A 13,583-nucleotide genomic window follows, 5' to 3' on the forward strand; every position below is an offset into this window, starting at 1 on the left:
GTTCAGGGCGAAGCGGGTGGTGAGGGTGGTCAGGGCGGAACGGGTTGTGGCGTCGCAGAATTCGAGGCCGTGGGCGTTCATCGAGGGGACTTCGGCGGCCAAGCGGCGGCTGCGGAGGACGCGGTCGGCCCAGCCCTCGTCCGGCATCTGGTCCAGGGCGGCGAGCAGGGTGTCCTCGAGCAGGTCCAGGAGGCGGTCGGTGCGGGGGGTGATGGTTTCCAGTTGGGTCAGGAAGGTGGCCCACAGGTCCTGGGTGGGGGCCATGGCCACGTCTTCCTTGCTCTTGAAGTAGCGGAAGAACGTGCGCTTGGAGATCTCGACGTCGCGGCAGAGGGCGTCGAGCGTGGTCGCGTCGAAGCCGTCGTCGGTGAATCTGGTCAGGGCGGTGTCGATCAGGGTCTGCCGGGTGCGCAGCTTCTTGCGGTCCCGCAGGGGCAGGTCGTCGGGGATCGCGAGGCTCATGCGGCAACTGTAACTTGTCGGCTAATGCCCCTCGAGGTAATTTGCCACTCAGTGACATTTTCTGTTGAGAGGTAGCTCGATATGCGCGCTCTGCTGGTCGACCGTTCCACCGCCGGAGGGCTTCGCCTCGGCGAGGCGCCGGATCCCGATCCCGCCGCGAACCAGGCCCTGGTCCGCATCACCGCCACCTCGCTGAACAATGGCGAGGTCGCCTTCGGGATTCCCGATGCGCCCGAGGGCACGGTATTGGGTTGGGACGCGGCCGGAATCGTCGAACGCGCCGCGGCCGATGGTTCGGGACCCGCCGCCGGAACCGCGGTAGTCACCCTGGGCGAAGGCGGCGGCTGGGCCGAATTGCGTTCCGTCGACACGAATCTCCTCGGCACGGTGCCCGCCGACGCCGACCTCGGCGCGATCAGCACCGTCCCGGTCGCGGGCGCGAGCGCACTACGAGCCCTACGCCGCATCGGCCCCCTGCTCGGCAAGCGGATCCTCATCACCGGCGCCAGCGGCGGCGTCGGCCGCTTCGCCGTGCAACTGGCCCGGCGCGGGGGAGCGCACGTCATCGCCGCCACCGGCGATCCGGCAGGCCAGGGCCCCGGCCTGCAAAAGCTCGGCGCACACGAAATCATCACCGACCCAACCGAACTCACCGCCCCGGTCGACGGCGTCCTCGAGCTGATCGGCGGCCCAGCCCTGGTCTCCGCCTTCGAGCGCCTGACCGAGGGCGGCACCCTGGTAGCGGTCGGTCACTCCCACGGCGAAGGCGAATCCTTCCCCTACGGAGCACTTTTCGGCCACGAGGGCCGCCACAACCGCTCCCTGGTGACCTTCTTCCTACTGTCCTGCCCCGACCTGGCCCCGGACCTCACCTGGCTGGCAGCTGAAATCGCAGACGGCCGCCTGGACCCCCAAATCGCCTGGCGCGGCTCCTGGCAACACGCCTCCGAGGCCGCGACCGCCCTCCTGGACCGCCGCCTCCACGGCAAGGCCGTCCTCGACCTCGACTGACGCTGTCGCCGCTCTTACAAAATCTGGCGCGACCCGTAGCGGGTCGCGCCAGATTTCATTGTGCCGATGCCGTTTTCAGCGCTGGCTGACCGCGCCTTCGGCGGCTTCGGCCCATTCGCGCCATTGCTTGGCCTGTTCCAGGGCCTTTTCGGCGTCCTTGGTCTTGCCGGCGGCCTGGGCCTTGGCGGCCTGTTCCTCGAATTGGGCTACGCGTTCGCGGAATTGGGCGGCGCGGGCCATGGCCTCCGGGTCGCTGCGGCGCCACTGGGCGTCGACGGCCTCGCGGACCTTCTTCTCGATGGCGCGCAGGCGCGATTCCAGGTCGTGCATGCGCTCGCGGGGCACCTTGCCGATGGCGTCCCACTTCTCCTGGAGTTCGCGCAGCGCGTTGCGGGCGGCGTCGAGGTTCGACTCGGGGTCGATGTTCTCGTAGGCGTGCAGGAGTTCTTCCTTGGCGGTGGCATTCGCCTCGAACTCGTGGTCACGCTCGGTCGCCGCGGTGTTGCGGGCCGCGAAGAAGACGTCCTGGGCGGCCTTGAAGCGACGCCACAGCTGCTCGTCGGCCTCGCGGGGGGCGCGGCCGGCGGCCTTCCACTCGGTGAGCAGGTCGCGGAAGATGGCCGCGGTGCCGGACCAGTCGGTCGACCCGGAGAGTTCCTCGGCGCGCACGCAGAGCTCTTCCTTGCGCGTCTTGGCCGAGGCACGTTCGCGATCGAGCTCGGCGAAGTGGGCCCCGCGGCGGCGGTTGAACGCCTCGCGCGCCTTGGAGAAGCGCCGCCACAGCGCGTCGTCGACCTTGCGATCCACGCCGCGAATGGTCTTCCACTCGTCGAGGATCTCGCGCAGCCGGTCACCGGCCACCTTCCACTGGGTGGACTCGGCGGCGATCTGCTCGGCCTCGGCGGCCAGGGCCTCTTTGCGCTCGGTTTGCTCGTGCCGGGTGCGTTCCTTCTCCTCCTTGGCGTGCGCGGCCGCCTCGTCGGAGTGTTCGATAATGGCCCGCAGCCGGGCGGTCAGGCCGTCGATATCGCCGATCACCGCGGCGGTCGGCAATGTTTCGGCAAGCGCGGTGGCGGCGGCCTTGGTCTTGCGGGCGTCGGTGCCGGCCGCCAGCCGGGCCTCGAGCAGCGCGACCTCGGTGGCCAGATCGTCGAAGCGGCGGCCGAAGTGGGCCAGGCCCTCGGTGGCGTCACCGGCCTGCCAGGACCCGATGACGCGTTCGCCGTCGGCGGTCTTGACCCAGGCGGTGCCGTCCTCGTCGACCCGGCCCCACTGGCTGGGGTCGCTCACGGTCGGGACCACCACCGGATGGGGATGCGGGGTGGCCGGGCCGGGCGCGGGTTTGACGGCATGTGGTTTGGGGGATTCAGGTTTGCGGCGCGGGCCACCCGGACGGGGTGCCGCGGCGGCCGCGGGAGACGGCTTGGCGCTCTCACTGGGGGTGGGAACCTGGGCTGAGCTCGGGGTGGGCACTGCGGCGCCGGGCTTGGGCGTCGGGGTCGACTCCGGGTGGGTAGCCTTCTCGGTTCCGTTGTTGTCGCTCATTGCTCCTCGTCCCTGCCGCGCGTCACGGCTGCCTGGTTACGCCCTAGCTCATTCGTCTAACTGCATCCCATTCAACCAGGCTGAGATGGGAAATGCTGTCTTTGAGCCCGCTTCGGCGGCGCGGCGGTCCGGCCGGGGTGGGGCTGGTGAGGTGCGTTAGCGCTACGGTTGACGGCGTGTTCTGTGTTGCGTCGTTGGTTCCCTCGCCGCCCGTGCTGGTACCCGAACTCGAGGGTACGGCCGGTGCCGTCGGTGATGGCCCGGTCGCAACGCTGCGAGCTGCGGTGTTGGGTGCGGCGGGGGAGTTGGCCGCCCGCGCGTCGCGGTGGATCGTGGTCGGCGTGGCGGACTCCGAGGCCGTCGAAACGGACCGGGTGATCGGTTCGGAATCGGTGGGCACATTCCGGGGATACGGCGTGGACGTCCGAGTTGGTTTGGCCGGATCGATGGCCGAGCGTGTCTCTGCTAGCCGCAGCGTGGATCCGCTCCTGCCGCTGCCCGCCTTGATCGCAGGCTGGCTGCGGGAACAGGTCGCGCCCGGCGTCGTCGCGGAATGCCGTCTGATCTCGGCGGACGCCTCCGCCGACGAGGCCCTGACCTTCGGCCGCTACCTGCGCGCGGAACTCGATTCCGAGCCCGAACCGACCGCGGTGCTGGTGGTCGGCGACGGTGCGGCAACCCTGTCGCTGAAGGCTCCGCGCTACCTCGATGAGCGCGCCGAGGGCGTGCAGGCCGAGATCGATCGCGCGCTGAGCGCGGGGGACCGGCGGGCCCTGGCAGCGCTGGATACTCAGCTGTGCGCCGAACTCGAGGTCGAGGGCCGCCCCGCCTACCAGGTGCTGGCCGGACTCTTCGCCGCCGACGCGGCCGATCCCGAGGTCGAAACGCTCTATGCCGCGGCCCCGTTCGGCGTCGGCTACCACGTCAGCGTCTGGCGTTCGGGAGCCGCGCGATGAGGCCCATCGCCGTGGTCGGACCCACCGCCACCGGGAAGTCGGATCTGGCCCTGGACCTGGCCGAACGGCTGGACGGCGAGATCGTCAATATCGACGCGATGCAGCTGTATCGCGGCATGGATATCGGTACCGCGAAACTGCCGGTGCCCGAACGCCGCGGCATCCCGCATCACCAGTTCGACGTCCTCGATGTCACCGAGACCGCGACCGTCGCCTCCTATCAGTCCGCCGCGCGCGCGGATGTCGAGGCCATCATGGCGCGCGGCCACACCCCCGTCATCGTCGGCGGCTCGATGATGTATGTCCAAGCGCTGCTTGATGATTGGGATTTCCCGGCCACCGATCCGGAGATCCGCGCGAAGTGGGAGGCGGTGCTGGCCGATCGCGGCACCGTCGCGGTGCACGAGGCACTGAAGCAGGCCGATCCGGTCGCCGCGCAGACCATTCTGCCCACCGACGGCCGCCGCATGGTGCGCGCGCTCGAGGTGGTGGAGCTGACCGGCAAACCCTTCGCCGCCTCCGCGCCGCAGATCGGCGAACCCCGTTGGGGCACGGTCATTATCGGTGTCGATCGCGACACCTCCGAACTGGATGCCCGCATCGAGTTGCGCACCGCGAAGATGTTCGAATCGGGTCTCGTCGAGGAGACCGAGCAGCTCATCACCCAGGGTCTGCGCCACGGCCAAACCGCCCGCCGCGCCATCGGTTACGCGCAGGTCCTGGATTACCTGGATGGCGAATACGACCTGGCCGAGGCCCAGGAGCGCACCTTCATCGGCACCCGCCGTTACGTCCGCCGCCAGCGCTCCTGGTTCCGCCGCGATCAGCGCGTGCACTGGGTGGACGGCGCGGATCCGCAACTGTCGGCGACTGCCGCGGCCATCATCGAACAGGCTTGATCGCCGAACGCCGCACCGGCACACGCCTTCCCGGGTGATCGATCCCGGACACTCCACGGTGAGCGGACACGCCAGATTCTCGCCGTGGATGTCGGGGTCGCGCGTTACGTTGCTGTGGTGACGGGCCGTGGGAATACGCGGAATGCCTCGGTGGAATTGTGGCGGGAGTACCTGGGCAACAGGGCCAGACGGTCGCGTGACGGCCGATTCCTGGTGCACGGCAGGCGCGCCATCACCCGCGCGGTCGAGTGTCATTGGCCGCTGGAGACTCTCGTGTACCGGCTGGGCGCGCCCGAGCCGCCGGATTGGGTGCGGCAGCTGCTCGAGACCGGCGGCGTGCCGGGGGTCGGGCTGGTGCCGGAGGTGATGGTGGAGCTCGCAGAGCCCGGCGAGGCGGTGCCGGAACTGGTGGCGGTGGCGGTGACCAGGCGGCCCGAACTGGAGGAGTTCGCCCCGGGCGCGCCGGGTGATCCGGTGCCCGTCGTGGTGGTGGACCGGCCCGCGTCGGCGATCCGGCTGGGCGCGCTCATCCGCTCCGCGGTGGCCTTCGGCGCGGGCGGGATCATCGTGACCGGTTCCGGCGTGGACCAATACGACCCGCAGAGCGTGCGCGCCTCCGATGGCGCGCTGTTCGCGATCCCGGTGCTGCGCGCCTCCGGTCCCGCGCAGGTGGCGGCGTTCCGGGACCGGCAGCGGGCCCGCGGAATCGCGACCCGTATCGTCGGCAGTGACGACCATGGCGGCCTCGCCCTCGACGAAGCGGAATTCGACGGCGGCACCGTCCTGGTCCTCGGCGACGACAGCGAAGCGCTGACCTCCGCCTGGCGGCAGGTGTGCGATGAGCTGGTGTGCATCCCGACCGACGGCACCCTCGGCTCGCCCTCCGCGGCCGCGGTGGCCCTCTACGAGATAGCCCGGCAGCGCCGGGCACTACGGTGAGGACTATGAGCGAGAACAGCGCGGCCGATATCGAATTCAGCAAGGGCCACGGCACCCAGAACGATTTCGTGGTGCTGCCGGATCCGGACGTGTGGCTGGAGCTCACCGAATCGCGGGTCGCCGCCCTGTGCGACCGTCAGCGCGGGCTGGGCGCGGACGGCGTGCTGCGGGTCGCCCGCGCGTCGGCGCTGATCGAGAACGGCGTGCTGGCCGGACTGCCGGAGGGCGTCAGCGGCGCGGACTGGTTCATGGACTACCGCAATGCCGACGGTTCCATCGCCGAGATGTGCGGCAACGGCGTCCGCGTCTTCGCCCACTACCTGGTCGCGACCGGGCTGGAGAAGCGCGAGGAATTCGTGGTCGGCTCCCGCGCGGGCGCCCGTCCGGTGGTGGTCCACCACGCCGATCCGGTGCACGGCGAGGTGACCGTGGCCATGGGTCGCGTCAAAACCCTCGGCACCTCCACCGCGAATGTCGACGGCCGCGAATTCACCGGCCTCGGAATCGATGTCGGCAACCCGCATCTGGCCTGCGTCGACCCCGCCCTGACCCCGGCCACCCTCGCCGAGTTGAACCTCGAGCATCTCCCCGGCTTCGACCACACCCTCTTCCCGCGCGGCGTCAACGTCGAGATCCTCACCGCCCTCACCGTCGGCTCCGACGGCGAGCGCGGCGTCGACATGCGCGTCTACGAACGCGGCGTCGGCGAAACCCGCTCCTGCGGAACCGGAACCGTCGCCGCCGCCGCGGCCGCCCTGGCCGCCGACGGCTTCGACCTGGCCTCCGATGTCGGCCACATCAACGTCCGCATCCCCGGCGGCGTCGTAACCGTCGGCATCGAAAACGGCGCAGCCTGGCTGCGCGGCCCGTCGGAACTGGTCGCGACGGGCCGCGTCGCCGCCAAGTGGTGGCAGGACAACTGAGCCGTTGATCACGCCGCGGTGCTGCTGAGCGCGTGAACCGCGGCGGGGCCCGAGATGGTGGCGGTGTCGAGGGTCGGGTAGTCGATGTAGCCCTCGGGGCCGCCGACATACATCAGGGGCTCGTCGCGGAGGGGGTTGAGCGGTGCGCCGATCTTCAGGCGCTCCACCAGGTCCGGGTTCGCCAGGAACGAGCGGCCCAGGGAGACCAGGTCCGCGCCCGCCGCGAGGAGGGCTTCCGCGGCTGCGCGGCCGCCGTCGGCGGGGAGGGGGACGCCCCAGCCCAGGTTCGGGTTGGCGATGAGGGCGGTCGGCCAGAGCTGGCGAATCCGGTGGTAGAGGGGGTTTTCCGGGTCCGCGAACACCAGGTGCAGGTAGGCCGGATCGCGTTCGGCGAGGGCGGCGACCAGTGCCGCGTAGAGCTCGTCGGTGTCGTCCTCGGCGATGCCGTTGACGGTGACTCCGGGGGCGATGCGGATGCCGACCCGGTCCGCGCCGATGGCGGCGATCGCCGCGTCGACCACCTCGAGGGTGAGGCGGATGCGGTTGTCGATCGATCCGCCGTAGGCGTCGGTGCGGCGGTTGGTGTTGCCCGCCAGGAACTGGTGCGGCAGATGGCCGTTGGCGCTGTGGATCTCCACGCCCTCGAAGCCCGCGGCCACCGCATTGCGGGCGGCGGTGGCGTAATCGGCGATGGTGTCCTGGATTTCGGCGAGGCTCAGCGCGCGCGGAGTCACGGCGGGCTGCGGCCCCGACGGGGTGTGAATGGGTTCCGGCAGTGCAATCGCGGACGGTGCGACCGGAATCAGACCGCTGTTGTCCGGGTGTCCGACGCGTCCGCCGTGCTGCAGTTGCAGGAACATCCGTCCGCCCCGGGCCCGCACCGCGTCGGTGACGCGCCGCCAGCCCGCGATGTGCGAATCGGTATGGATGCCAGGGATGTTCGGGTAGGTCTGGCCGACGGGATTCGGGGTGGTTCCCTCGGCGATGATCAGCCCGGCCGTCGCCCGCTGCGCGTACTGGATGGCCATGAGTTCGGAGGGCGTGCCGTCCGCCTCCGCGCGATTGCGGGTCAGCGGCGCCATGACCAGCCGATTCGGGAGTTCCAGGGTGCCGATGCGGCCGGTGGTGAAGAGGTCTGTGTTCGTCATGCCGGTAAGGTAAAACCTGACATTGATGTGAGGTGCAAGCCTCGGAACCCGTGAGGTCTCTGCCTCGGAACCCGGAGTGCCGCATGCGAATCGGTGAACTGGCCAAACGCACCGGCGTGAGCGAACGCTCGCTGCGCTACTACGAGGAGCAGGGCCTCCTCGTCCCCACCCGCACCCCCGGCGGCCAACGCGACTACCCCGACATGGCCGTCGACCGCGTCATCCACATCCAGGAACTCTTCGCCGCTGGCCTCAACAGCAAGAAGATCTTCGAGATCCTCCCGTGCATGCGCGATACCGACGGCGGCGCGAACGAGCGCGCCACGCCCGAGTTGGTCCACGAATTGCGTTCGGAACGCGACCGCATCGACCGCACCATCGCCGACCTCCTCCGCTCGCGAGAAGTCCTCGACGATGTCATCACCCGAGCGGGCGAACGCTTCGCCCCGAAATAACCGAATGCGGTCGTTCGTTGGGACGTGGGACTATGGAGGTGTATGAGTAAGCCAGAAACGTATGAGTTCACTCCCGCCGAAGACCTCGACGAGGAGTTCAACGACGCCCCCGAAACCGGCCGGAACGGCTGGTCGGCCGCGCCGACCGTTGGCGAGCAGCAGCTCGAGGAGCGTGCCGCGCTGCGTCGTGTCGCGGGTCTGTCGACCGAGCTCGAAGACGTCACCGAGGTCGAGTACCGGCAGCTGCGCCTCGAGCGCGTGGTCCTGGTCGGCGTCTGGACCGAGGGCACGGCCGCGCAGTCCGATGCCAGCATGGCCGAGTTGGCCGCGCTGGCCGAGACCGCGGGTTCCGAGGTGCTCGACGCGCTGATCCAGCGCCGGGACAAGCCGGACAAGGCCACCTATCTCGGTTCCGGTAAGGCCGAGGAGCTGCGCTCGATCGTCCTCGAGACCGGCGCCGACACCGTGATCTGCGACGGTGAGCTGACTCCCGCGCAGCTGACCGCGCTGGAGAAGGTCGTCAAGGTCAAGGTCATCGACCGCACCGCCCTGATCCTGGACATCTTCGCCCAGCACGCCACCTCGCGTGAGGGCAAGGCGCAGGTCTCGCTGGCCCAGATGGAGTACATGCTCCCGCGGCTGCGCGGTTGGGGTGAGTCCATGTCCCGGCAGGCCGGTGGTCGCGCCGGCAGCAATGGCGGTGTGGGTCTGCGTGGTCCCGGTGAGACCAAGATCGAGACCGATCGTCGCCGCATCCGTGAGCGAATGGCGAAGCTGCGCCGCGAGATTCGCGAGATGAAGACCGCCCGCGACACCAAGCGCGCCAAGCGGGCGTCCAGCGGCATCCCGCAGGTCGCGATCGTCGGCTACACCAACGCGGGCAAGTCGTCGCTGATGAACGCGCTGACCGACGCCGGAATCCTGGTGCAGGACGCCCTGTTCGCCACCCTGGATCCGACCACCCGCCGCGCCGCCCTCGAGGACGGCCGCGAGGTGGTGTTCACCGACACCGTCGGTTTCGTCCGCCATCTGCCGACCCAGCTGGTCGAGGCGTTCCGCTCCACCTTGGAAGAGGTGACGGGCGCGGATCTGCTGCTGCACGTGGTCGACGGTTCGGATCCGCTGCCGGATCAGCAGATCAAGGCGGTGCGCGAGGTCATCACCGATGTCCTGCGCGAGACCAACAGCCCGGCGCCGCCGGAGTTCCTGGTGGTCAACAAGATCGACGCGCTCGATCCGCTGGATCTGACCCAGCTGCGCGGCTGGCTGCCCGACGCGGCCTTCGTCTCGGCTCGCACGGGTGAGGGCCTGGATCAGCTCCGCGACCGCCTGGCACAGATCCTCGGTGGCCTCGATGTCGAGGTCAGCGTCCTGCTGCCCTACACGCGCGGCGATCTGCTGGCCCGCATTCACGCCGACGGCAAGATCCTCAGCTCCGAGCACGAGGAGACCGGCACCCGGGTCCGCGCCCGAGTCCCGAACTCCCTGGCCGGGCAGCTGACGGAGTACGCCCACGCGGGCGGCTCAAGCGACGACACCGACTCGGCCGTCGTCGAACCGACCGGTTCGCAAGCCTGACCCGTCCCGGTAGGAGGCCATCCCCGGATGCCTCCTACCGAGACGACAGACGAAGAGGAGCGCTCGTGGCCGATGTGCAGTCCTTCGCCGATCTGGTTCCCCTCGACAGCGGCCTGAGCGTCGCCGTCACGCTCCGCTCGGACGGCACGCCGCAGGCCACGGTCGTGAATGCCGGTGTACTGCCGCATCCACTGACCGGAGCCGACGCGGTCGCTTTCGTATCTCCCAGCGCCACAGCGAAATTGACGAACCTGCGCGCCGATCCCACCATCGCGCTCACCATCCGCAGCGGCTGGCAATGGACCACCGTCGAGGGCTCGGCCCAATTGATCGGCCCCGACGACCCGCATCCGGAGGTCGACGATGACCACCAGTGGCGTCTTATCCACGAGGTCTTCGATGCCGCGGGCGTGAAACATGATTGGGACACCTACGGCCCGGCCCTGCGCGAAAAACGCGGTACGGTCGTATTCGTCACGCCCACGCGAATCTATTCGAATCCGGCGTGACGAATGGGCCTCCGCGCGATCATCTCCAGGCGCGGCACCAACGCTCTGAAATACGGTGGTGGGGTGTGGGCGAGGTGGGGTTCAATGAGAGTTGATGGATGACAAGGGGATTCGGCGCATTGCGGCGCGGGTTTATCGGGGGTGGCTTTGGGATGACGGGAAGCCGCTGATCGAGTATGTCGAGCGGGTTGCCGAGGGGGCCTGCGCGATTCCCGGGGCCGAGGGGGAGACGGTCAGGTGGGCGGCGTTGTTGTCGGAGGCGCGGCGCACCGGGGTCGATGACACGGAGTTGTTGCGTAGGGGTGTGCCGCGACCGGTGGTGTCGCTGCTCGCGATGTCGCGGCGGCGGGACGCGGAACTGCCGGTTGATCACGTCGAGCGGATCTCCGGTCGGCGTGCCGCGGCGGCGATCCGCTTCGCGCAGTTGAACGAGATATCCGGTGCCAGCAACTATTCCTACTTCCGGGATGCGCACCGATTGCTCGCCGAGAAATTGGGTGTACCGCTGCCCTCGATCGCCGCGGTCGAGGCGGCTCCCGTGGCCGCGCCCGCGCATCCTGAGGGTCACTGGCACGACTTCGCGAAATACGTTGCAGCAAAGAATGATTCGGCACTCCTGTCGACGTTGCTCACCGCCTATGAGACCGAGTCTCGGGCGTGCTGTCGAGAGGTGATCCAATGGGCGATCTACGCCGCCAGCGATGGGCCACTCGCGCCCGACCTCGCGGGCCGGTGGTGGGATTCGCTCGATCCCTGGGAGGCGATGATCGCGACGCGGGCCACCAGCGACGCGGATCGCCGGCGGAGTCGGCTCGCCGATGAACGGCCGGAGATCGTGGCGGCCGCGATCAAGGGTCTGTCGGGTAGGCCCGCGGGTCGGGGGGAGGTCGCCGCGCTGGGCGGAATCGTGCGGCGGCCCGAGCGGGCCTGGTTCTCGCCCCGAATCGCGGCTGCTCGCCGGCTGCGGGAGATCGGTGGACCCGAGGCCATGGCTGTGCTGCGGACGAGAGTTCTCTCGCCGATCGATCCGCCGTGGCAGGAGGATCCCGGATGGCTGGCCGACCGCGGTCCGGCGCACATTCCAGCTCTCATCGCCTACCTCGACGAGTCCGTCTGGTACAGCGACATGCTCTATGCCCTTGTCAAACTCCGCGCAACCGAGGCCGTGCCCCTGATCTGCCGCAAACTACGCGAGCATCCGACTTGGACGCAGGGTATCAGTGCGCTGGGAACGCTGGGTTCGGCCGAGGCGATCGAAACGCTTGCGGCGATGGCGGTTACGGGCGGCGCCGACGCGCGTGATCACAGCCTGCGCGCACTCGCTCGGATCAGTCCGGCGGCGGCCGTGGACGCGGCGCTGGTCGCCGTGGACGATATCGAACCCGCCGTCCGCGATCGTGCGGCCCGCATCCTGGCCCGCCACGGCGACCACCGCGCCGTCCCGGCCTTGATCCGCCTGTGCGACACCGCATTTGCCGCTTCGGCCGCGAAGGCGCTCGGTCGAATCGGCGATCCGCGGGCCGAGCCGACGCTGTGGAAGCTGTTCTGTACCGGCTCGCCACGCGTCCGGGCGACAGCGGGCCGCGCCATGGCGGGTATGCCCGGCCCGCGCCGGTATCTCGACTACATCGCTCACTCGGATCCCGGTGTGCGCCGCGCCTACCTCCGCTTGCTTACCCATCACCGCGACTGGTTTCCGGAGCACGTCATCGGAGCGTCGATGCGAGACCCCGATCCGAAGGTACGCGCGACGGCGGCACATCAGGTCGCCACCCTGGAGTGCGAAGCACTCCGTCCCGCACTCGACAATCTGCTCGACGATCCCGATCCCCGGGTCCGCCGCGCCGCCGCCACGGCAATCCGCCGACCATCCGGCCCTGATCACCACTCCCGCACCGACCCCTCGACGGTCAGGGAGTGGTGCTCAGGCGCGAGACGGCCAGGGGTAGGGCGTCGCCGCTGAGGTCATCGAGCCGGGCGGTACGGCCGGTGATCAGCAGCAGCAGGGAAACGATCGGGCCTTGGATTTCCTGGCCGGTGCCGTGGGTCCAATCGATGTCGGTGGCGTGGAGGCGGATTCCGTCGAGGCGGCGCTTGTCCCAGACCGGCCAGCCGACTTCGACTGCGCGATCGGCGGCTGCGGCAGCCGCCTCGGGGGCGATATCGATGGTGCGGCCCAGGGGGATTGCGATGTCCTGGCCGTGGACCATCGTGTCGAAGAGGATGTTGCGGTAGTTGGTGAGGGAGGGGAGGCGTTGGGACGCCGCGTGGGTGCGCAGTTGCGAAACCAGGTCCGCGGTGGGCTGATTCGCGTGGGTGCGGGTGAGGATGTCGATGAAGCGGTTGTAGTTGCCGCGGGCGCGGAGGCCGGTGGCCAGCATGACGCGCGGTGACGGTGGCTGGGGAGTCAGGGCGACGTGGGCGGCTACCTCGCGGACTCGCCAGCCTGTGCAGAGGGAGGGGGTTTCCCATTCCTCGGGGGTGAGGTCGGAGAGCAGGTCGGCGATGGCGCGCCGCTGTTGCTCGATGACCTTCCAACTGGTTTCGCGGTCCACGGCGGCACCTCTAGGATTAGTCAGTGAGTCTGACCAATATAGTCAGATAATCTGACTAGTGCAAGGAGTGGGATGGGCGACGAGCTGAACGTGGGCTTGCTGATGTTCATTGCCCATCGGTCGATGGAGCAGCGGATTTATGCGGCGCTCGCGGAGGAGGGGTACGGGGATCTCACCGTCGCGCAGGGTCGGCTCGCGGGGCGGATCGGGCCGCAGGGCACGCGGCTCACCGAGTTGGCGGAGCAAGCGCAGATCACCAAGCAAACCGCAGGCTTCCTGGTCGATCAACTCGTCCGCGCGGGTTATGTCGAGCGGGTCCCCGACCCGGCGGACGCCCGCGCCCGCCTGATCCGCCTCACCGCCCGCGGCCTCGAACTGGCAGCACTCTCCAACGAAATCGCCGACCGTGTCCAGTCCGAATGGGCCGCCCACCTCGGCCGCACCCGCATGCGCCAACTCCAGGACATCATGTCCCGTCTCCGCGAAATCACCGATCCCTATGAGTGATTCGTCCCTGCGAAAATCCTCCGCGATGTGCCGCTCGGCGGGAGAGTGGTGGGGTGGATGGCGAATCGGGCAAGACGGACATGGCTGAGGTGGGGG

General features: G+C 69.2%; 14 protein-coding genes. 10 read left to right on the top strand and 4 right to left on the bottom strand.

All coding sequences use genetic code 11. The features are described from left to right. On the bottom strand, positions 1-462 hold a 462-nt coding region (locus tag ACAM49_RS33275; RefSeq protein ID WP_369639514.1), incomplete at its 3' end, for a TetR/AcrR family transcriptional regulator. A gap of 81 nt (positions 463-543) precedes the next feature. Between ACAM49_RS33275 and ACAM49_RS33280 the strand changes: the two genes are divergently transcribed. Beyond that, positions 544-1,473 (top strand): zinc-binding dehydrogenase, encoded by a 930-nt coding sequence (locus tag ACAM49_RS33280; RefSeq protein WP_369639515.1) that lies wholly within the window; start codon positions 544-546, stop codon positions 1,471-1,473. 75 nt (positions 1,474-1,548) lie between these two features. On the opposite strand, the gene ACAM49_RS33285 is transcribed toward ACAM49_RS33280, so the two are convergent. Next, on the bottom strand, positions 1,549-3,018 hold the full coding sequence (locus tag ACAM49_RS33285) for a DUF349 domain-containing protein (protein ID WP_369639516.1): 1,470 nt from the start codon (positions 3,016-3,018) through the stop codon (positions 1,549-1,551). 212 nt (positions 3,019-3,230) lie between these two features. On the opposite strand from ACAM49_RS33285, the gene ACAM49_RS33290 reads away from it, so the two are divergent. The 4 genes from ACAM49_RS33290 (at position 3,231) to dapF (ending at position 6,735) form a co-directional block, all read left to right on the top strand. Further along, positions 3,231-3,974, top strand: coding sequence for a hypothetical protein (locus tag ACAM49_RS33290; protein ID WP_369639517.1), 744 nt, complete (start codon positions 3,231-3,233; stop codon positions 3,972-3,974). Next, on the top strand, positions 3,971-4,873 hold the full coding sequence (gene miaA, locus ACAM49_RS33295; protein WP_369639518.1) for a tRNA (adenosine(37)-N6)-dimethylallyltransferase MiaA: 903 nt from the start codon (positions 3,971-3,973) through the stop codon (positions 4,871-4,873). The genes ACAM49_RS33290 and miaA overlap by 4 nt, the downstream gene beginning before the upstream one ends. 117 nt (positions 4,874-4,990) lie before the next feature. Continuing rightward, complete coding sequence (locus ACAM49_RS33300) at positions 4,991-5,812, top strand: TrmH family RNA methyltransferase (protein WP_369639519.1); 822 nt, start codon at positions 4,991-4,993, stop codon at positions 5,810-5,812. Between the two features lie 29 nt (positions 5,813-5,841). Beyond that, entirely contained in the window at positions 5,842-6,735 is an 894-nt protein-coding gene (gene dapF, locus ACAM49_RS33305; protein ID WP_369639527.1) for a diaminopimelate epimerase, read from the top strand. 8 nt (positions 6,736-6,743) lie between these two features. Here dapF and ACAM49_RS33310 read toward each other — a convergent pair whose 3' ends face one another. After that, a complete protein-coding gene (locus ACAM49_RS33310; protein WP_369639520.1) occupies positions 6,744-7,883 on the bottom strand; it encodes an alkene reductase in 1,140 nt (379 codons plus the stop codon). An 83-nt stretch (positions 7,884-7,966) separates the two neighbouring features. Between ACAM49_RS33310 and ACAM49_RS33315 the strand changes: the two genes are divergently transcribed. From ACAM49_RS33315 to ACAM49_RS33330, 4 genes are all read left to right on the top strand, one after another. Next, on the top strand, positions 7,967-8,338 hold the full coding sequence (locus ACAM49_RS33315; protein ID WP_369639521.1) for a MerR family transcriptional regulator: 372 nt from the start codon (positions 7,967-7,969) through the stop codon (positions 8,336-8,338). Positions 8,339-8,380: 42 nt separating this feature from the next. Then, on the top strand, positions 8,381-9,916 hold the full coding sequence (gene hflX / locus ACAM49_RS33320; RefSeq protein WP_369639522.1) for a GTPase HflX: 1,536 nt from the start codon (positions 8,381-8,383) through the stop codon (positions 9,914-9,916). A 65-nt stretch (positions 9,917-9,981) separates the two neighbouring features. Then, on the top strand, positions 9,982-10,425 hold the full coding sequence (locus ACAM49_RS33325; RefSeq protein WP_369639523.1) for a TIGR03618 family F420-dependent PPOX class oxidoreductase: 444 nt from the start codon (positions 9,982-9,984) through the stop codon (positions 10,423-10,425). A gap of 94 nt (positions 10,426-10,519) precedes the next feature. Next, positions 10,520-12,388: a HEAT repeat domain-containing protein gene (locus ACAM49_RS33330; protein WP_369639524.1), complete on the top strand. Its 1,869-nt coding sequence runs from the start codon at positions 10,520-10,522 to the stop codon at positions 12,386-12,388. Here the strand turns inward: ACAM49_RS33330 and ACAM49_RS33335 are convergent. After that, a complete protein-coding gene (locus ACAM49_RS33335) occupies positions 12,336-12,980 on the bottom strand; it encodes a maleylpyruvate isomerase family mycothiol-dependent enzyme (RefSeq protein WP_369639525.1) in 645 nt (214 codons plus the stop codon). The genes ACAM49_RS33330 and ACAM49_RS33335 overlap by 53 nt on opposite strands. Positions 12,981-13,052: 72 nt before the next feature. Between ACAM49_RS33335 and ACAM49_RS33340 the strand changes: the two genes are divergently transcribed. Beyond that, entirely contained in the window at positions 13,053-13,487 is a 435-nt protein-coding gene (locus ACAM49_RS33340; RefSeq protein WP_369639526.1) for a MarR family winged helix-turn-helix transcriptional regulator, read from the top strand. The last annotated feature ends 96 nt before the right edge of the window (positions 13,488-13,583 follow it).

It is taken from the genome of Nocardia sp. JMUB6875 (assembly GCF_041154655.1).
Lineage (GTDB): Bacteria > Actinomycetota > Actinomycetes > Mycobacteriales > Mycobacteriaceae > Nocardia.